Origin of the sequence: Paenibacillus luteus (assembly GCF_006542765.1) — a bacterium.
Classification (GTDB): Bacteria; Bacillota; Bacilli; order Paenibacillales; family Paenibacillaceae; genus Pristimantibacillus; species Pristimantibacillus luteus.
The window spans coordinates 79908-98971 of the sequence record NZ_SKCD01000014.1 but is presented as its reverse complement, the minus strand read 5'-3'; the positions used below and the strand labels follow the sequence as shown (position 1 = coordinate 98971).

Here is a 19064-nt window from a genome sequence, read left to right as displayed (position 1 = left end):
GCAGCGAAATAGGAGGCGTTTACGATTAACGTAATCAACAATCCGATATTGCGGGGCTTCAACCCCGATCCTTCGATTATACGTGTCGGCGACGATTATTATATTGCGACCTCGACCTTCGAATGGTTTCCCGGCGTCCAGATTCATCACTCACGCGATCTGGTGAATTGGCGGGTGCTCACGCATCCGCTAGCTCGGGCCAGCCAGCTGGATATGATTGGAAATCCCGACTCGGGCGGAGTGTGGGCACCTTGTCTAAGCTATGACAACGGGACATTTTATCTAATATTTACGGATGTGAAGAGCCATATGGGACCCTTTAAGGACACCCATAACTATATGGTAACGGCTGCTGATATTAAGGGGCCATGGTCGGAACCGATTTATTTGAATAGCAGCGGCTTCGATCCTTCCCTATTCCATGACGAGGATGGCACCAAATGGGTGACCAATCTGACATGGGATCATCGGAAAGGTAAAAATCCGTTCGGGGGGATTGTCATTCAGCAGTATTCCGAGGAGCTGAAGGCGCTGACGGGGCCGATTCATACGTTATTCGGCGGTACGTCCCTTGGCTTGACCGAAGGGCCTCATATTTACCGTCATGACGGTTATTATTATCTGATCACGGCCGAAGGCGGCACGCGCTATGGGCACGCGGCCACCGTGGCCCGCTCGCGGACGCTGCTTGGCACATACGAAGCCGATCCGGCAGGCCCGCTCGTTACATCGGCGGACCGCCCTGAGCTGGAGCTGCAGAAGGCGGGGCATGCCAGCCTCGTAGAGACACAGGATGGACAGCTTTACATTGTCCACTTATGCGCGCGGCCGCTGAGTACGCTGGGAAGCTGCACGCTGGGCCGGGAAACGGCCATTCAACCAGTGGAATGGACAAAGGACGGCTGGTTGCGTCTGAGCAATATGGGCCACTCGCCACAGGTCCAAGTGAAAGCTCCCGGACTGCTGGAGCATCAACATGAGGCGGAGCCGGAGATCGAGCATTTTGACAGAGAAATGATCAGTATTCATTTGCATACGCTGCGTGAGCCGCTCGGGGATCAATGGGCAACATGGAAGGAACGTCCCGGTTATATGCGGCTTAAAGGAAGAGAGTCACTCTATTCCACGCACCGGCAGAGCCTGATCGCGCGACGCCAGCAATCGTTCACGGTGGATGCGGAAACCGTGGTTGAATTTGAGCCAGATACCTATCAGCAGCTAGCTGGACTTGTTTACTATTACAATACAAAGAATTATTATTATTTATGGATCAGTCGCGACGAGAAACTGGGCAAATGCCTAGGCTTGATGTCAAGCGACCGCGGCGTATATGACGAGCCGCTTGAGCAGCCCGTATCGATTGACGGGGCAGAGCGCTGCTATTTGAAGGCGGAAATCCGCCATGAAGCGCTGCAATTTTATTATTCGCTGGATGGGTTGGCTTGGCAGCCGATTGGCCCGGTTCTGGATGCCGGCAAAATATCGGATGAGAACGCGGAGCTGGTGAAGGATGGTTTTGCACTGGATCAAGGCTTCACAGGGGCCTTTATCGGCATTTGCGTGCAGGACTTGAGCGGACAGGCTAAGTATGCGGACTTTGATTATTTCAAGTATTCCGAAGGGTGAGATGATAATGAGCATGAATATGATGGATGCAGCCGTTATGAATAAACCGCTGGATATAGAGATCAAGAAAGTACCGGTTCCAACACCGAAGGACGATGAAGCGCTTGTCAAAGTTTACTGTATTGGCGTATGCGGCTCGGACGTTCATTACTATGAGCACGGAAGAATTGGCCGCTATGTGGTGGAGAAGCCGATTATTCTCGGCCATGAACTAGCTGGCGAGGTGGTTGCTGTCGGCAAGGGCGTAGCCAATGTAGCGGTAGGCGACCGCGTAGCCGTAGAGCCGGGCGTGGCTTGCGGACGCTGTGAATATTGCAAATCGGGGCGTTACAATTTGTGCCCGGATGTTGTGTTTATGGCAACGCCGCCGGTTGACGGCGCATGGGCCGAGTATGTAGCAGTACGCAGCGACTTCCTGTTCAAGCTGCCGGATGAGATTAGCTTTGAGCAAGGCGCTCTTCTGGAGCCGTTGTCCGTTGGCTTGCACGCGATGAACCGCGCGAAGGTTACGCCGGCAGACCGTCTGCTGGTTACGGGGCTAGGCCCAATCGGCCTGCTTGCGATTCAAGCAGCTAAAGTGTACGGCGTTAGTGAAATTTATGCGACCGACGTTGTGCCGTTCCGGCAGGAGCTGGCGAAGGAAATGGGCGTTACAGCGGTCATTGATCCGATGAAGGAAGATGTACAAGCTCGCATTGCCGAATTAACAGGCGGCAAAGGTGTCACAGTTATCGTCGAGACATCAGGAAATGGACGAGCAATCGCAGATACTATCCGTACGGTTAAGCGCGGCGGGCGCATCGTGCTTGTCGGGATGCCGGCAGCTTCCGAAATTTCGGTTGATGTGAATGCGATTATCGATGCCGAAGTGGATGTGCTCGGATTATTCCGCTATGCGAACACCTACCCGGGTGCTATTCAAGCACTCAGCCAGTCGAGCGTAGACATTGAGAAGGTCATTACGCATAAATATTCGCTTCAGGATACGAAGGCAGCGGTGGAAATGGCCCGCACACAGAAGGACACTAGTATAAAAATTATGATTTATCCAAATAAATAAACCGTATGCGGACAAAACCTATCCACTCGTGTAAGAGAGGATAGGTTTTGTGCCAGTTTCTCTGGAGGAACAAGCAATTGGGATATCTCAAAAAAATAGGACTGGATCAGACGAGAGGTCAAATTTTTTTCAGCTTTATTTTGACGATGACACTGGTCCTGCTGCTTACGGTAAGCAGCCTCTATGTGCTGCTGTCCAAAGTGCAGCGGGACAACGCGGCGCTTTACATTGATGAGATTGCCCTGCAAACCAGCGGCAGACTGGAATCGCAGCTTAACGAGGTTAACGTTCTGACGCTGCAGCTGGCGATGGATGACCGGATACAAGAAGTGCTGAGCTTGGAGAAGCAGGGGCATGAGACGGTCTATGACGAGAGAATGAAGCTGAGGAAGCTGCTTATTGAGAAGACGGCTTACTCCGATACGATAAAGGATATTGAGCTATACAGCTTGACCGGCAGTCTCTACCCGATCGTGGAGAAGAGCATCGAAGAGCGGATAGAAGAGCGTTATTTGAAGCAGGCCGATGATATTCATCATGCGGGCGAAATGATATGGATCGGACGCGATCCGGAAAATCCGGATGATTTGCTGGCCGTCAGGCAGTTAAAGATCGAGAAGGAGAAATACGCCAGCGGCGGTTATCTGCTTATTCGGCTCAAGCCTTCGATTATCGAGCTAGGCACTACGGATAAGGCGAAGGATAAGGGTCGTGTGACGCGTCTGCTTGATGAGAACAACGACAGCATGGTTGTTGGGGAAGAAAGCGGACTGCTCTTATCTGTGGGTACGCTTGAAGGGGGGAGCAGCGATTATGTGACGGTAGAGCGAGCCATTCGGTCAACGGGCTGGAAGCTGCAAATCATGATTCCGAAACAAACGCTGACCGCCGATATTTACTTTTTGCGCGATGTGCTGCTTTGGGCAAGTGTGCTGAGCATCTTCGCATTTGCGATACTGTCCTATTATTTATCCAAGTTTATTACATCGCCAATCAGAAGCCTGACGCGCATTATCCAGGGCGGCAAGCATGGCAGTCCACGGGAGAATCCCGATCAGTATTTCAACCGCGAGGTCAATCAATTGAGTTTGACGTATAACCAGATGGTTAAGCAGATTAATCATTTGATTACCTCGGTGTACGAGATTGAAATTGTGAAGAGCAAAAGTGAAATTAAAGCGCTTCATTCGCAAATCAATCCGCACTTTTTGTTCAACACGCTCGATTCGCTTTATTGGGACCATATCCGCAAGGGCGAGCAGGAGCGAGCCCAAACGGTTATTGAGCTAGCTGACCTGTTCCGCTATACGATTCATTCGAGCACGCAGGACGGATTTGTGACCATTGATGAGGAGCTGGAGCAGGTTAAGCGTTACGCCGATATTATGAAAATGCGCTGGCGCGACAGGCTGACGATTGAGATCGACTGCGAGCGGGAACTCGGTGACATTAGAATTCCGAAGCTTTCCATTCAGCCGCTGGTGGAAAATGCGATCGTGCACGGCATCGAGCCGATGGAGCACGGCGGCACGATCAGGCTAAGCGTAAAGAAGGAAGCGGGCATCATTTCCTTTACGGTGCAAGATAACGGCATCGGCATTGTCCCAGGCCAGCTGCATCAGATCAGAGAACGCTTACAAAATGACGTGAGCATTGCCTTTGTAACAGGGAGCAACGGGATCGGGCTATTCAACGTGTGCAAGCTCATCCAGCTCCACTACGGGAAGCAGTACGGCTTGACCATTGACAGCGTGCCGGGCGCAGGAACGACAATTGTTTTGAAGATACCGCTGCAGCTCGAGCCAGAGAGGGGAACTACGGACGATGACTCACAACATCCTGGTCGTTGACGATGAGTACAACTCTCGCATGGGAGTAACATTCACGCTGGAGCAATGGGGAGAGGATAGGGTAAAGGTCGATATGGCCGATAATGGCAAGCAGGCGATTCGTCTGCTGGGCGAGAATCCTTACGATTTGCTCATTACCGATATTCGAATGCCTCTGATGTCGGGCATTGAGCTGCTTGAGACATTGCGGGGCGAGCAGAATGAGATTAATACGATTTTGCTCACCGGCTTTGCAGAATTCGAGTATGCACAGAAGGCGCTGAGGCTTGGTGCCGTCGATTATTTGCTGAAGCCGATCCGGCAGGAGCAGCTCATTGCATCGGTAGGGAAAGTATTTCAGTCCAAATCGGAGGAAACGGCAAACTTGCTGTCGTATGGCATCCCATCCAGCAACGCCTATATCCTTAGTGCGGTTAAGTATATTCATGAAAGCATTGGCATGCCCTTGTCCATTAAGGAGATCGCGCAGCATGTCCATCTGAATCCGAGCTATCTCAGCGTTCTGTTCAAGGAAGAGACCGGCGTCAGCTTCAGCGATTATGTCATTCGTCTGCGAATGAAGCGGGCCAAGGAGCTGCTCTATCATTCCCCGCTCAGCATGGATAGCATTTCGGAGCAGATCGGCCTTCAGACGGCGAGCTATTTTATCCGGATTTTCAAAAAATACGAAGGCATTACGCCGAAGCAGTACAGGGAGCAGCATAAGGCGATCACGGCTGGAGGCAGCCAGGGTTCTCATTCATAAGGGGAAGAGCTAGCACTGCTTATGCCAAAGAATATCAAGCAGCTGGAGTAGATATGTTTGATATTACTTCCGGCGGCGGAGAAGGACCTATCGCTGCATGGGGCAGACCTGGAACTCATGCTGCATATCAGGTTCCACTGGCTAAAGGGATCAAAGAAGCTATAGATGTTCCGGTGATAGCCGTAGGTAGACTGGATGACCCCATTTTGGCAAATGCCGTTATTGGTAATGAAGAAGCGGATTTGGTTGCCGTGGGCAGAGGATTGCTGAGAAACCCTTACTGGGCACTGGAAGCTGCTTCAAAATTAAGTAAAGAAACACAAATTCCTAAGCAGTACACAACAGGATTCTAATCAAAAGCTGAAGGTGATAACGAGCAGCATTGCACGAAAGGCGTAGTACATTCAAGTAATCCGCGCGGACCAGATTAAAGAGACTTACGAACGTGAATTGAAAAGTGATGTGAGTTGTCGGCTTGTAATTGAGGTATCAACTTTATAAAAACTAAAAGAAAAACTCAGAGACATGTCTCTGAGTTTTTTTGGCTGTCGAGCAAAATTCCTTCAATAAGATGCAAGCCGCTGATCTTATAAAGTTAGAATATCTACTCCCAAAGCTGGGAGCGTCATTTTCAGCTCCAATTTCTCGCTGGTTAACAAACTGCGATAGGGAACGTCAAGCGTAACCTCACGTTCCTCGTTCGTCAAGTTGATCAGGAACAGGAAGCATTCCTCCCCCTTTGTTCGAATTGACAGCTCGACACCTTCCGGCAGCTGGAGCTTAGGCGCCAACTCCTTTTCCTTTAATATGCCTTCGAACAGCTGATAGAAATACGATGGCTCCGGCCAAGTGCCGACATAGTACACTTCACCTTCACCAAGTTTATTGACTGTAACCGCCGGCACACCCTCGAAAAAGTCGTTGTCATACCAGGCAATCGGTTCTGCTCCTCGCAGTTCAAGCAGATCGCACCATTGCTTCGCAGCGAATGTCTGGCCCTCTGCATTCCGAATTCGATGCTCGCTGTTGCCGATGGCATCATATTCACTAACGACAACACCCGCCGCTTCCGCCAGCAGCCCCGGCAGAGGCAGCATCTCACATACATTCCTCATGTTCTTCACGCCTGTTCGATTGGTGAGGACGACCGTACCGCCCCCGGCCGCGAACCGCTCCAGCCGCTGCGCTACTTCTTCACTTAACAGAAAGAGGGAAGGGACAATGACCAGCTTGTAGCCATCAAGCTCCTCGGACCAGTTGATAACGTCCGTACCGACGCCCATTTTCAAAAATGCATTGTGCATAGAGGACAAGTTGTCTATATAGTGCATTCCTCCCTCTGCCTGTGGCTGAAGGGAAAGCGCAGTATGCTGGTCATGCGAATGCAGAATCGCAACCTGGGTAACGATTGTCGAGCCAGCAAGCAGTTCTCCTAGCTGGTTCACCTCGCGAGTAAGCTCCGCGAACTCTCTGAACCTGCGTCCATGAACATTGCTATGATCGATAAGCCCGTGCCAGAACTGTTCGGCTCCGACGGCAGCACTCCGCCAGCGGAAATGGACGACCATATCCGCGCCGCGGGCAATTGTCTGCCAGGAACGAGCTCGGATCAGTCCAGGATAAGGGGTGCGTTGAATCGGCATCCAGGCGCCCTGCGGTCCGCTGAGCTGCTCCATTACCCAGAAATTGCGGCGCTTGATACCGCGAACCAAGTCCAGCGACAGCGCTCCATTTCTCGGAAATCGATCGCCATAATCGCGATACAGCTCATTCGGATAATAATCTACAGAAACGAAATCCAGCTCTTTGTGGAGATCATAATAGTCCAGGGTATTCGGAAATTGCCACATGTTATGCGTTGCGAATTGGCCTGGACAGTTTCTACGTAGAATTTCAAGCTGCCATCCCAGCAGATAGCCTACGCTGTCCGAGCAGAATCGTTTGTATTCCAGAAGATAGGAAGGATTCATCGGCTTGCTGCCACCGAGCGGCGTCGTTACCTCGGCCCAACTGCTGTATTCCCCGCTCCAGACGACCGTGCCCCATTCCCGGTTCAACTCCTCCAGACTGGAATAACGTTTCTGAAGCCAAGCGACAAATGCACGATTGCACGTATCGCAATGGCATTCCTGATAGTGCATCTCGTTATCGATTTGCCAGCCTATGATGGCGGGATGCTTCGCATAGCGCTGTGACATCGCTTCCACAAATTTGGAGCCCAGCATTCTCAAGGAATAGCTGTTGTTGCAGCGATGTCCACGCACACCCGGCCGGATTATTTGACGCTGCTCATCCATTGGCAGCACATCCGAATAACGGGTTGTCATCCAGTTCGGCGGGGTATTGGTAGGTGTGCATAACACGATCTCCATGCCGCGTGCGGCGAATACTTCTATAGCCGCATCCAACCATTCAAACCGATAATCACCCTCGGTTGGTTCCATTCGGCTCCAGGCGAACTCCGCCATTCGCACAACAGCAACACCCGTCTCTTGCATAAGCGCTGCATCCTTCTCCCATAGCTCGACAGTCCATTGCTCTGGATAATAATCAATTCCGATCTTAATCGTCATCCTGTGATCTCCTTTATTCATCAATATATTGCGATTATATGCTATATTAATTCGAGTGAATATCTTAAATAATTAATACGATATAACAATATTAAGTTGAAAGGAGAATTGGTCGCATGCCTCATCCCCATCGCGCTTTCCCGGTACTATCCGCTCGAGACAAGCTGCTCCCTTTTTATTTGCTTGGCATTGGTCTGCATCATGAACAGGAGCATATACGCCGAGACACGGGGATTCAGGATTATCAGTGGATTCAATGCCGCAGTGGCGAGGGTAAGCTCAAGCTAAGTGAAACGGAGCATATCGTCAAGCCAGGCATGGGCATGCTGCTGTTCCCCGGCCAGAAGCACGAATACTATGCTTTATCGGGGAGTTGGGAAGTGGACTGGATCATCTTCGATGGCAGCGGGTCAGCGAACTTGTTTGAAACAGTCGGCATTGTCGACACATGCGTATACACGCTTGCATCACCCGATTACCTTCTATCCCGAATGAGGGAGCTGCTGCAAGCTGCCCTTACGCCTCATGAGCAAACGTTAAGCAATTACGCGTGCTCCGCCATCCTCTATACCTTATTGACGGAGATTATTCAACGTGTCTCTGTCGAGGGCAGCGATACCGTCGGGCAGCAGTATGAACGGTTAAAGCCGGTCCTGGACTATATTGACCAGCATTATGCCAAAGAGATTACTTTGCAGACGCTCGCCGGACTGATGTGCGTCACACCGGAATACTTTTGCCATTTGTTCAAGAAGACGACAGGCATTCGTCCCATCAGCTATGTCAATCAGGTAAGGATCAACAAGAGCAAGGAACTGCTGCTCGACAATGTGCAGCGCGGGATGCAGGATATTGCTCATCAAGTCGGCTTCGAATCTGCCAGCTATTATGGAGCAATCTTCAAGAGGCTGGAACGGCTAACACCTGGCGCCTTCCGCCGTAACTATAAGAAGTCGTAACATTTGTACTCTCCGTGCTCGTTTTGGTGAATAAAGGTGTAGAATAAACGCAGCAAGCGGTCCTTTTTCTCCAAATGGATAAGGTAACAATAAGCATTCTCAAGAAAAAAATGAAGATATTAACAGGCGGCCTCATGGCCGCTTGTTTTTTGTTATCGTACAAAGAGCAAATCATTACGATGAAAATCCAATCAACGTTATATGGTTTACCTATTTGAAACCCCTTACAATGTATAACAGAAGGAGGAATGCGACATCATGTTAGCACAACTATACAAATATCGTTGGCAATATGTCATGATTTTACCGGCAGTTTTGCTTTTGTTTCTATTTAATTATGTTCCTATGGCGGGCATTCAAATCGCATTCCGCGATTTTCAGATCGGGTCCTCCATATGGGACAGCGCTTGGGTTGGATTGCAAAACTTCACGTTTCTGCAAGAGCCTCAGTTTTGGATCGTTGTCAAAAACACATTGTTCATCTCGGTATTAAAATTTGTATTCGGATTTCCGGCTCCAATTATATTGGCCATTATGATTAATGAATTGGTGAGTGCAGGCTTCAAAAGATTCGTTCAATCGGTCAGCTACCTGCCTCATTTCTTCTCATGGATTGTTGTCGCTTATATTTTGCAATCATTTCTTACGTTAGACGGCGGCTTGGCGAATGATTTGATTACAAAAATGGGCGGAGAGCCTATCTTCTTCCTAGGCTCGGAGAGCTGGTTCAGACCGATGATCGTCTCCAGTGGATTGTGGAAGGAAGTAGGATGGAATACGATTCTTTATCTCGCAGCCATTACAGCTATTGATCCTCAGCAGTATGAAGCAGCCAAGGTGGAAGGCGCAGGGAAGTGGGCGCAAATCCGGCATGTTACGCTGCCAGGCATGATCCCGACGGTTTCAATCGTTCTCATTCTTAGCATTCCAAGTTTGATTACCGTGGGCATGGATCAAATTTATCCGCTCTTGAATCCGGCGAACATGCAGGTGGCGGACGTTCTCGATACGTATGTGCTTCGAACCGGCCTTCAACAGGGGTATTTCGGAATGGCTACAGCAATCGGTCTCCTGTCATCCGTTATCGGTCTTATTCTAGTGGTGCTCACGAATCAGATATCTAGAAAATTGAATGGCGAGGGGTTATGGTAATCGATGAAACGTACATCTGGAGAGATCATTTCCCAAATCATTCTTATTGTTCTTATGCTTCTGCTATGTTTATCCGTGCTCTATCCATTCGCGTATATGCTGGCGATCTCACTGAATGAGGGAACCGACGCAGCGAAGGGCGGCGTATATTTGTTGCCACGGGCATTTACACTAATCAACTATGAAATCGTGCTTGGCAACGAAGTGATCCAGCATGCTTATCTCATTACGATCCTTCGTACCATTGCAGGTACGATAGCTGGCCTTATGGTCACACTGATGGTGGCATTCGGTTTATCTTATACGAAGGTGCCATTCCGCAAATCGATTCTGAGCTATATTTTGCTCACGATGCTCTTCAGCGGCGGACTTGTCCCCCTCTATATTCAGCTCTATAATTTGGGTCTTATAAACAATTTCTTGGTTTATATCATACCGGGTATGTTCTCTGCCTGGAATATGTTTGTCATGCTGAAGTTCATTCAAGGTATTCCAGAGGCACTTGTTGAGTCGGCGGAGCTGGATGGCGCAGGGCCATTCCGCGTATTGCTTCAAATCATCGTCCCGCTGTCGAAGCCAATGCTTGCGGCAATCGGATTGTTCACAGCCGTAGGTCATTGGAATGATTGGTTCGCTGGAGCATTCTATGTAACCAAGCAAGATTTGATTCCCGTACAAACGTTTCTGCAGCAACTGTTGTCGGCGCAGGATATGTCGGCCATCTTGGGCTCGAACTCGAATCAGGAAGCACTCGCAAGAGGAACGCAAATGCAGAACGTGACGCTCATGTCGGTCAAAATGGCGACGGTAATGGTCAGCGCGATTCCGATTCTATGTGTTTATCCTTTCCTTCAGAAGTACTTCGTGAAGGGTGTATTGATCGGCTCCGTCAAAGGATAGGAGCGGCTACTTTAGGGTATTGGGCATCATCACATACCGTTAATCATGCAAGTGAAAAGGGGAGAAATAAGCATGCAGAGCAAATGGGTAAAGAAGACCGGTTTAATGGCCATGTCCGCGGTGGTATTGCTTTCTGTGGTCGCAGGATGTTCAGGCTCAAACACACCTAAGAACGAACCAAAAAGCACGAATGCGGCGCAAGGCGGAACGGAAACGACAAAAGGCTCACAGAAATTCAATCTATGGTTGGGCTGGTCGGCAACGGTTAATAATGATAGCCTTGTCCAAAAAAATTGGAAGGAAGCGGAGCCGGGCATTGAGGTTGTGCTTGAAGCTACTCAAGGTGACGCCGTCACGGCGCTTAACTTGAAGCTGAATACGGGCGGCTTCGAAGATGCAGCTGTCTTCAACCGCAGCGAAATCGTAAAAGCAGCGATGATCCGTTCCAATAAAATTCTGTCAGTAGAGCAATATTTCGATATGCCTGATCAATATCCTAACCTTGCAGCGATTCCTAAGCTATATTTGGACCAAATGAAGGATGCGGACGGGCATATTTGGTCCATTCCGACCTGGTTCGACCAAAACCCTGACAATCCATGGCCGGGCTGGGCGTCGCAAACATGGCTTGTTCGTACGGACGTTCTGGAGAAAGCCGGAATGACCAAAGCGGATTTGGCTACGATTGAAGGCGTTGAAGCGTACTTAAAAAAAGCCGCTGAGCAAAAAGACGCGTCAGGCAAGCCGCTGATTCCGCTTAGCTTCTTAATGGATCCTAACGATACGGCTGGCTGGAATGATGAAAATGCGATTTTGAGCGCATTTGGCGTAACGACAGGAGGCGGTATTATCCCGGTAGAAAAGAAGGGTGACGAACTTGTCCTCTTGTATGACGACCCACAGTATAAAGCGGCTTACCAATGGATCAACAAAATGTATCGTTCCAATCTGGTGGACCCAGAGGTTGTAACCGATAAAAAGGAACGCTACAAAGAGAAAAACAAAGCTGGACGCGTAGCGATGAACGTAGGCTCCTTCTTTAACGTAGATAATTCAATCTGGGAGACGCTGGACGGCCCGACTGAGCCAGGCTGGTTCTATGAAGTCGTTCCATTCCCTAAGGTAGAGGGCGTTGAGGCGCTTGGAGCGAACACTGTCATCAACCCGTATCCAGGATATGACGTCTACCTTAGCAAAGATTCCAAAAATCTAGAGGCGGTTCTAAAGTTCCTTGATTACACGCTTCAGCCTAAAGCGGATCAGCAGCAAGTCGTTAACGAAGGACCAGAAGGAACGTTCTGGGGCTGGGTCGATCAGCCGCTAGGACGATGGAAATATATTGATGCAGAATATGATAAAGCACGTAATTCCGGCGAGCCTGCGCAGAAAGCGAAAGTTACGCCAGAGCTGTATATGATTTCTTCCTACAATAATGACTGGTATCCGTGGTGGAATTACGGTGAAGGAGATAAAGTCGGAAACGACAAAACGTCGAAAATGACGGAAACGGTTGGACAAATGGGAGCCGTGCGCAGCACGCAAACCTATGACTTGGTTAAAGCGAAGGGAGGCGGACTGCTAGAGAAATACTTGCCTGAGCTCGAAAACATTCGCAAAGAGTATAGAGCGAAATTCATCATGTCCAAAAGCGACGAGCAGTTCGAAGCAACCTGGCAGGCGTTCCGTGATGCCCTTGAGAAACGTGGACACTGGACTGAAGTTAAGCAAGAATGGCAGGAGCAATATGAAGTGCTGTTGAAAGAACAAGGCTAGCTGTAAACGATGGTGGAGCAACCCCTTCTAGGAGGTTGCTCCCTTTTCCATTGTTACGAATACGATTACAATACGGAAAGGAGGGATATGATGCAATTTCGCCGCAGCCTTGAACGAATCGTTATCAAGTACACCCAGAAAATGAATCTTCGTACAAAAATATTAATTCTTTATGGAGCGATTATTTTTGTTCCCACGATCTTTTTAGGCATTGGAGCGGGTTATCTTGCGCTTGAAAGCTTCAGAGCGAATTATTTGGTTACCATTAATGAAGCGATGCGCCAAACTGTTCAAAATATAGACTTTCGCAAGCAGAGCTACGATGTGCTTGCCACGCGGACGGCAACGGACGGGGAACTAATCTCGCGATTAAGCCGCGATTATTCGGATATGTTCGAGCAGTTGAACACAGTCGAGTATGTGGACCGTTCATTCGTATTCACGAGTAAATATTTGCCGGGTATCGACGATTTTCGAATTTATCACACGAATCCGACGCTTGTGCAGGATGGACGATTACTTTGGAAGCCGGAAGGGCGTATGTTACAGCCTGGCTTAAATGAAACGGATTGGTTCACAAAAACGGCCGAGGCTTCAAGCTCGTTAATATGGAGCAATGTAAACAAGGATAAGCTTGTAATCTCCCATAAAGTGATGAGTCCTGCCGGCAATATGCAGGGCATTATTTATATGCTGCTAGACTATAAGTCGGTCTTCGGCAACCTTTTTAATCAGCCGTTCAGCGGTTCGGGTGAATTATCGATTATTGACGATTACGGCACGATCATCGTTTCCTCCGATCCAGAAAAAATCGGATTAAAGATTCAATCGACAACGCTGAACAATCACTGGAATGAAGCGAGCCTATCTGACGGCGTAATGGTGGGTGGCAATCTGCTTATGGTCAGGCCGATTGATTCGAACTGGCATGTGGCCGCGCTGATCCAGATGGATCAGCTTGAGCGCCAGTCCAAGACGATTTTATACGGCATTATTGCTGTTATTTTTTTATTTCTGCTTTGTTCGACTTTTTTGATCATGACGGTGCTGAAAAATGTCGTATGGCGGATTCGTAAGCTTGGCACGCGCATGTACGATGTTAGTCAAGGACAATTCGATGTCAGTATTCGCAATACGGCTAAAGATGAGCTCGGCGATCTGGAAATTTTGTTTAATTCGATGTCCGGCCGTCTGGGTATGCTCGTTGAAGACATTACGCAAGCGAAGCTCAAGGAACGCGAGCAATCATTCAAAGCGCTGCAGGCTCAAATCAATCCGCATTTTATATACAATTCGTTAAGTTTGCTAAGGTGGCGTGCGCTGGATCTTCAAGACGAAAAACAGCTGCGCACTATAGACGCCTTGACCGCCTTTTACCGTCTGGCGCTGGACAATAAAATTAATGTTATACAAATAAAGGGCGAACTTGATCATGTGAGAGCTTATTTGGACATTCAAGAAATGCGTTATCCGGGAAGGGTGACCATCGAGTGGCATATCGAGCAAGAGCTGCTGGAGCTTTACACCATCAAGCTGTTATTACAGCCTATTGTGGAAAATTGTTATTTGCATGGCAACATTACAGGGAAGAAGGGCGGCGTTATCCGAATTTCGGCGCAGCTCGAACAAGACAACATTCGATTCGAGGTGTTCGATAACGGGATAGGCATCTCAAGCGAGCTGCTGGAACAGATTCAATTAGGAAAGCAGGCGGGGAACGGAAACGGATACGGTACGGCTAATATTCGCGAGCGGCTCCAGCTCTATTTTGAGAACAAGCATGAATTTACCATCGACAGCAAAGAGAACGAATGGACGGCGGCAACGATTATCATACCGGCAAGCGTTCATAAGCCGCAGATTAGGAAGGTGATGTAATGTTGTTACAAGCGTTGATTGTGGATGATGAGCCTACCCATATTCAGGGGCTGGTGCGCTATATCAAGTGGAAGGAGTTAGGCTACGATAGCCCTTTCACCGCAGAGTCCGGTCAAGAAGCGCTCGACATATTGCGGAATACTTCTATTGATGTGTTGATATCAGATGTATCTATGCCTGTTATGACGGGAATTGAGCTTGTAGCAAAGCTTAAAGCCACTCAGCCGCAGCTTCAAGTGCTGATGATCAGCGGCTACAACGAATTCGAATTCGTACAGGAAGCGATGAACGTTGGGGCGCAAGCGTATGTGTTGAAGCCGATTAAAGTGGAAGAGGTAGAGAGCAAGCTTATCGGGTTCCGCAAGACATTGACTAAGCTAAAGCAAATCGAGAATCAAGCACAGGAGCTGCAGCAGAAAGTATCCGGCAGCCTCGATATCGTCAGAGAACGGTTCGTATCCGATGTTATTGGGGAGGCAGGCATTCATGCCCAAATGCTGCATTCATGGGGCAGCCTGCTGGAGCTTCCTGCAAGCAACCAAGAAATCGGCTTAATCGTTTTGGGCTATGATCACTTTCATTCCTCGGTGCAGGACGCAAGAGAGCGGGTTGTGATCAGCAACGGATTTTTGAGAACGGTCCATATCGGCTTAAGTGATTTTGATCATGTTTATGTCGCAAAGACCGTCACCGATGAAATCGTGGCCTTGCACATTAATTTAACTCCGCTTGAACGCGCATCAATTGAAAAACAGCTTGCTTTCATCCAAACTGTCATGCAGGAGCAGTACGGCTCAACGGTTACGATTGGCAATAGCAGAGTATGTACCGTCTGGGAGGATGTACCGACGCTTTATAAGGAAGTTAAATTCATGATGGCAAGATTCCGCTTGATGGAGAGTGGGCAAATTCTGCACTATGATCGACTGGATGAATCCGAATTTCAACAATTTCGTCTGCGTGAAGAGATTATACCCGAGATTATACAGCTGACAGAAGATGCTGCCGATGCTCATAAGGTTGTTGACTACGTTAATAATGTGTTCGATAGGCTGATGCCTCAGCCTTCTATGCCATTTACGTATATACAAGCGTTTGGCATGGCAGTGCTCAGCGAACTGGCTCGCAAGCAGACATGGAATAAAGAGCTGGGCGGGGAAATGAATTTGGAGATGTGGCAGAAGCTGATCGATTGCAGAAGCGAGGCGCAAATTCGTGAAGTTGTGATCGATTACGTTCAACGCCATATGGCTAACGAAAAGAAAGGTGAAGCCAGCCAAAGGCATAATCTGATTGGCAAGGTTTCCGAGTATCTGGAGGCACATTTCCAAGAACATATCACAGTGAAACAAATTGCTGAAATTCATCATCTGAATGCGAGTTACTTGAGCGTGCTGTTCAAAAAAGAGATGGGCAAAACAATATCTGATTTTCTACAGGAAACGCGCATGAATAAAGCCAAAGAGCTGCTTAACAATCCAAGCATAAAGGTGTACGAGGTATCTGAGCAGGTCGGATTTCAGACCGCAGCTTATTTTGCCTATTTGTTCAAGAAGACGACGGGCTATACGCCGCAAGAATATAGAGATTACCATTAAGGCGGATCATGCCAAGAGCTGGAGGATAGGATAGAAATGATGATAGAGTCCATTGCGGGAACGTGGAGATTTCAACTAGACGAGTCGAAGAAAGGTATCGACAATCATTATTATAAAGAGCAGCTGCAAGATGATATTCAACTGCCGGGAACGACTGCCGAAAATAAAAAAGGTGAATACGACCTTGCAAGGGAAGTTGCCCATCTGACCGAAACGTATCCGTTAAATGGATATGCTTGGTACCAGCGTGATATTGAAATTAAGGAAGCCTGGGCGGGCAAGCCTATTCGGCTGTATATGGAACGAACAAGAATAACGCAGGTGTGGATCGACGAAGAATGGAAGGGTACGCAGAATAGTGTCAGCGCGCCTCATGTCTATGAATTTGGAGCGATGGCTCCGGGAACTTATACGTTAACGGTATTGGTCGATAATAGCAGCTTGCCGGTAAAAGGCGGGCATATGACATCCCCCGACACGCAAACGAACTGGAACGGACTGCTGGGCAGAATCGAAATACAGGCGGCAGAATTGATCCGTGTGGAACGGATTAATGTCCATCCCGATGTAGCGAATAAGTCGGTGCGTTTCGTCTTTCAGTTGATTAACGAAACTTCGAGCGTTGCCGATGTCCGGCTTTCATTTGAGTTGTCGGATGTTGCAGGGACAGCTCTCGCAGCCTCTAAGCACGCAAGGAGGATACTGAATATCTCTTCAGAGCCGGGCTCTCAAACGGTCGAATGGGATTACGTGATAGGCGAGGATGCTGTGCTGTGGGACGAATTTACTCCTGCGCTTTATCGTATGGGAATTAATCTGGAGGCCATTGCCGGGCAGGGAACCTATCGGGATGAGCAAGCTGTAAGCTTCGGCCTGCGTCAATTCAGCACAGAAGGAACTCAGTTTACGAATAATGGCCGAAAGGTATTTTTGCGGGGCAAGCATGACGCTTTGACGTTTCCGATTACGGGCTATTCGCCGATGACCGTGGAGGAGTGGGTTAAGGTATTGTCCATCGCGAAAGCTTATGGCATTAACCATTACCGCTTCCACACCTGTTGTCCACCAGAAGCGGGCTTTGCAGCTGCGGATTTGCTAGGCGTTTATTTCGAGCCGGAGCTGCCGTATTGGGGAGCCTTCCAAGATCCAGAGGATGAGGAGTATGATGAAGCAAGGGCGGACTATTTGCGTGAGGAAGGCTTGCGTATTCTGGAAGCATACGGAAATCACCCATCATTCGCGTTGTTTACGCTTGGCAACGAATTGCATGGAAGCCGCAAAGCGATGCTGGCACTGCTGAGGGAGTACAGGGAACGAGACAGCAGACGCCTATACGCTGAAGGAGCAAATAACTATTTCTGGGCGCCTTCCTTTACGGAAGAATCTGATTTCTGGGTGACGATGCGCACGGGTCATGCCGGTTCTATCGTTAGAGCTTCGTTCTCGCATGCGGACTTGCCGCTTGGACATGTGCAGGCAAGCTATCCATCAACGCTCACGGACTACAGGCATAATCTGCCGGATATCCAAGCACCTATCGTCAGCCATGAGATCGGTCAATATCAATCATTCCCTAACTTCGGCGAAATCGATAAATATGTCGGTGTTCTACAGGCACGTAATTTTGAAGTTTTTCGTGAAAGGCTTGGGCAGGCGGGGATGGGCGATCAAGCGGATGATTTCTTCCAAGCATCCGGGCAGCTTGCCGTTCTATGCTACCGCGAAGAAATTGAGGCCGCTTTACGCACGCCGGGCTTCGGCGGGTTTCAATTGCTCGATCTGCAGGATTTCCCTGGTCAAGGGACGGCACTAGTCGGCGTATTGGATGCGTTCATGGATTCGAAAGGTTTTATCGAACCGGAGAAATGGCGTGAGTTTTGCTCGGACATCGTGCTGCTTGCCCGTTTCCCACGATATACGTATACCGTGAATGAGACATTCGAAGCGCAATTGGAAATGGCGAATTACGGTGCTAACGAGCTCTCGGGCATTCAACTGGACTGGTCGCTTCATCAAGGCGATCAGCTAATTGAGGCTGGCGCGACAGACGCTGCAGAAGCCCAGCAAGGAGCTTTGGCTTCCATAGGAACACTTCAAATCAAGCTGTCTAAAGTGAAGGCGCCAGCTAAGCTTACGCTGCAGCTTGCATGGAAGGAGGGCGGGATCACGAATCATTATGACATTTGGGTATACCCGGAAGCAGTCGATACGAATGCAAATGGAGACATTCCTGTACGCCGGCGGCTCGACCAAGAGGTTCATGATTTGCTGGATCGAGGCGGACGCGTGCTGCTGATTGCCGAGCAGGACCAGCTATCTTCCCATATTGACGGGGCTTTCGCTTCAGATTTCTGGTGTTACCCGATGTTTAGATCCATTTGCGAAGGAAATAATGCGGCACCTGCACCGGGAACGCTAGGCTTGCTATGTGATGAGCAGCATCCCGCATTCCAGGCATTCCCGACTGAGTTCCATAGCAATTGGCAATGGTGGCCGATTATGATGAACTCGCACTCGCTTGTATTGGATGATTTGCCAGCTGATTTCCGCCCAATCGTGCAGGTTATTGACAACTTCGAGCGTAATCATAAGCTCGGCTTGATCTTTGAAGCTAAAGTAGGCAGCGGAAGCCTGCTCGTATGCGCGAGCGATCTAATTGGCCAGCAGGATAAGCCGGAAGCTAGGCAACTGCTTCACAGTCTGCGCAGCTATGCTGCCTCAGAGGTGTTTAAGCCAACAAGCGAGCTAAGCTTCGAGCAGCTTCGCAGCGTGTTAGATCCGAATGCGGCGACCGGAAGACAGTCGCATCGCGGCCAAGCGGTTATTAATCCTTCTTATCCGAACGAATAGCTTAGAATATTAACAGCCTTGCTCTCAGGTGAGCAGGGCTGCTGCTGTTGGAACCCCCTTTATACTATAGCTAATCTAAAGGGTCATCCTGATGGTATAA

At 49.1% G+C, this 19064-nt stretch carries 13 protein-coding genes and 1 pseudogene; 13 read left to right on the top strand and 1 reads right to left on the bottom strand.

Annotation, left to right across the window (positions count from 1 at the left end; translation table 11 throughout):
* Positions 1-24 precede the first annotated feature (24 nt).
* From E0496_RS12945 to E0496_RS12925, 5 genes and pseudogenes are all read left to right on the top strand, one after another.
* The gene (locus E0496_RS12945) at positions 25-1626 is read left to right on the top strand and encodes a glycoside hydrolase family 43 protein (protein ID WP_141502110.1); all 1602 of its coding nucleotides are present in this window, start codon (positions 25-27) and stop codon (positions 1624-1626) included.
* A gap of 7 nt (positions 1627-1633) precedes the next feature.
* Positions 1634-2686: an NAD(P)-dependent alcohol dehydrogenase gene (locus E0496_RS12940; protein ID WP_141502109.1), complete on the top strand. Its 1053-nt coding sequence runs from the start codon at positions 1634-1636 to the stop codon at positions 2684-2686.
* Between the two features lie 77 nt (positions 2687-2763).
* Positions 2764-4536 carry a sensor histidine kinase gene (locus tag E0496_RS12935; RefSeq protein ID WP_141502108.1) on the top strand — a complete coding sequence of 591 codons (1773 nt, stop codon included), beginning with the start codon at positions 2764-2766 and terminating at the stop codon, positions 4534-4536.
* A complete protein-coding gene (locus E0496_RS12930) occupies positions 4511-5281 on the top strand; it encodes a response regulator transcription factor (protein WP_141502107.1) in 771 nt (256 codons plus the stop codon). The genes E0496_RS12935 and E0496_RS12930 overlap by 26 nt, the downstream gene beginning before the upstream one ends.
* 11 nt (positions 5282-5292) lie before the next feature.
* Positions 5293-5634 (top strand): annotated as a pseudogene (locus E0496_RS12925) (oxidoreductase); the annotation flags it as partial.
* A 234-nt stretch (positions 5635-5868) separates the two neighbouring features.
* On the opposite strand, the gene E0496_RS12920 reads toward E0496_RS12925, so the two are convergent.
* Positions 5869-7854: a beta-galactosidase gene (locus E0496_RS12920; RefSeq protein ID WP_141502106.1), complete on the bottom strand. Its 1986-nt coding sequence runs from the start codon at positions 7852-7854 to the stop codon at positions 5869-5871.
* A 116-nt stretch (positions 7855-7970) separates the two neighbouring features.
* Here E0496_RS12920 and E0496_RS12915 point away from each other — a divergent pair, with 116 nt between their 5' ends.
* The 8 genes from E0496_RS12915 to E0496_RS12885 all read left to right on the top strand — a co-directional run bounded on the left by E0496_RS12915 (position 7971) and on the right by E0496_RS12885 (position 18964).
* Positions 7971-8813 (top strand): AraC family transcriptional regulator, encoded by an 843-nt coding sequence (locus E0496_RS12915; RefSeq protein WP_141502105.1) that lies wholly within the window; start codon positions 7971-7973, stop codon positions 8811-8813.
* Between the two features lie 74 nt (positions 8814-8887).
* Positions 8888-9031, top strand: a complete 144-nt coding sequence (locus tag E0496_RS36170; protein WP_206669765.1) for a hypothetical protein — start codon at positions 8888-8890, stop codon at positions 9029-9031.
* 40 nt (positions 9032-9071) lie between these two features.
* The gene (locus E0496_RS12910; protein WP_139993517.1) at positions 9072-9965 is read left to right on the top strand and encodes an ABC transporter permease; all 894 of its coding nucleotides are present in this window, start codon (positions 9072-9074) and stop codon (positions 9963-9965) included.
* A 3-nt stretch (positions 9966-9968) separates the two neighbouring features.
* Entirely contained in the window at positions 9969-10865 is an 897-nt protein-coding gene (locus E0496_RS12905) for a carbohydrate ABC transporter permease (protein WP_138755973.1), read from the top strand.
* A 72-nt stretch (positions 10866-10937) separates the two neighbouring features.
* Positions 10938-12638, top strand: a complete 1701-nt coding sequence (locus tag E0496_RS12900; RefSeq protein ID WP_141502104.1) for a type 2 periplasmic-binding domain-containing protein — start codon at positions 10938-10940, stop codon at positions 12636-12638.
* A 90-nt stretch (positions 12639-12728) separates the two neighbouring features.
* On the top strand, positions 12729-14516 hold the full coding sequence (locus E0496_RS12895; protein ID WP_141502136.1) for a cache domain-containing sensor histidine kinase: 1788 nt from the start codon (positions 12729-12731) through the stop codon (positions 14514-14516).
* On the top strand, positions 14516-16114 hold the full coding sequence (locus E0496_RS12890; protein WP_241674777.1) for a response regulator transcription factor: 1599 nt from the start codon (positions 14516-14518) through the stop codon (positions 16112-16114). Before E0496_RS12895 ends, E0496_RS12890 begins: the two co-directional genes overlap by 1 nt.
* Positions 16115-16150: 36 nt before the next feature.
* Positions 16151-18964, top strand: coding sequence for a glycoside hydrolase family 2 protein (locus E0496_RS12885; protein WP_206669764.1), 2814 nt, complete (start codon positions 16151-16153; stop codon positions 18962-18964).
* Positions 18965-19064 lie beyond the last annotated feature (100 nt).

Coding starts and splice junctions, on each gene's coding strand:
- E0496_RS12910 (WP_139993517.1), top strand. CDS start 9,072: ATGTTAGCACAACTATACAAATATCGTTGGCAATATGTCATGATTTTA.
- E0496_RS12905 (WP_138755973.1), top strand. CDS start 9,969: ATGAAACGTACATCTGGAGAGATCATTTCCCAAATCATTCTTATTGTT.
- E0496_RS12930 (WP_141502107.1), top strand. CDS start 4,511: ATGACTCACAACATCCTGGTCGTTGACGATGAGTACAACTCTCGCATG.
- E0496_RS12915 (WP_141502105.1), top strand. CDS start 7,971: ATGCCTCATCCCCATCGCGCTTTCCCGGTACTATCCGCTCGAGACAAG.
- E0496_RS12885 (WP_206669764.1), top strand. CDS start 16,151: ATGATGATAGAGTCCATTGCGGGAACGTGGAGATTTCAACTAGACGAG.
- E0496_RS36170 (WP_206669765.1), top strand. CDS start 8,888: ATGGATAAGGTAACAATAAGCATTCTCAAGAAAAAAATGAAGATATTA.
- E0496_RS12920 (WP_141502106.1), bottom strand. CDS start 7,854: ATGACGATTAAGATCGGAATTGATTATTATCCAGAGCAATGGACTGTC.
- E0496_RS12895 (WP_141502136.1), top strand. CDS start 12,729: ATGCAATTTCGCCGCAGCCTTGAACGAATCGTTATCAAGTACACCCAG.
- E0496_RS12900 (WP_141502104.1), top strand. CDS start 10,938: ATGCAGAGCAAATGGGTAAAGAAGACCGGTTTAATGGCCATGTCCGCG.
- E0496_RS12940 (WP_141502109.1), top strand. CDS start 1,634: ATGAGCATGAATATGATGGATGCAGCCGTTATGAATAAACCGCTGGAT.
- E0496_RS12890 (WP_241674777.1), top strand. CDS start 14,516: ATGTTGTTACAAGCGTTGATTGTGGATGATGAGCCTACCCATATTCAG.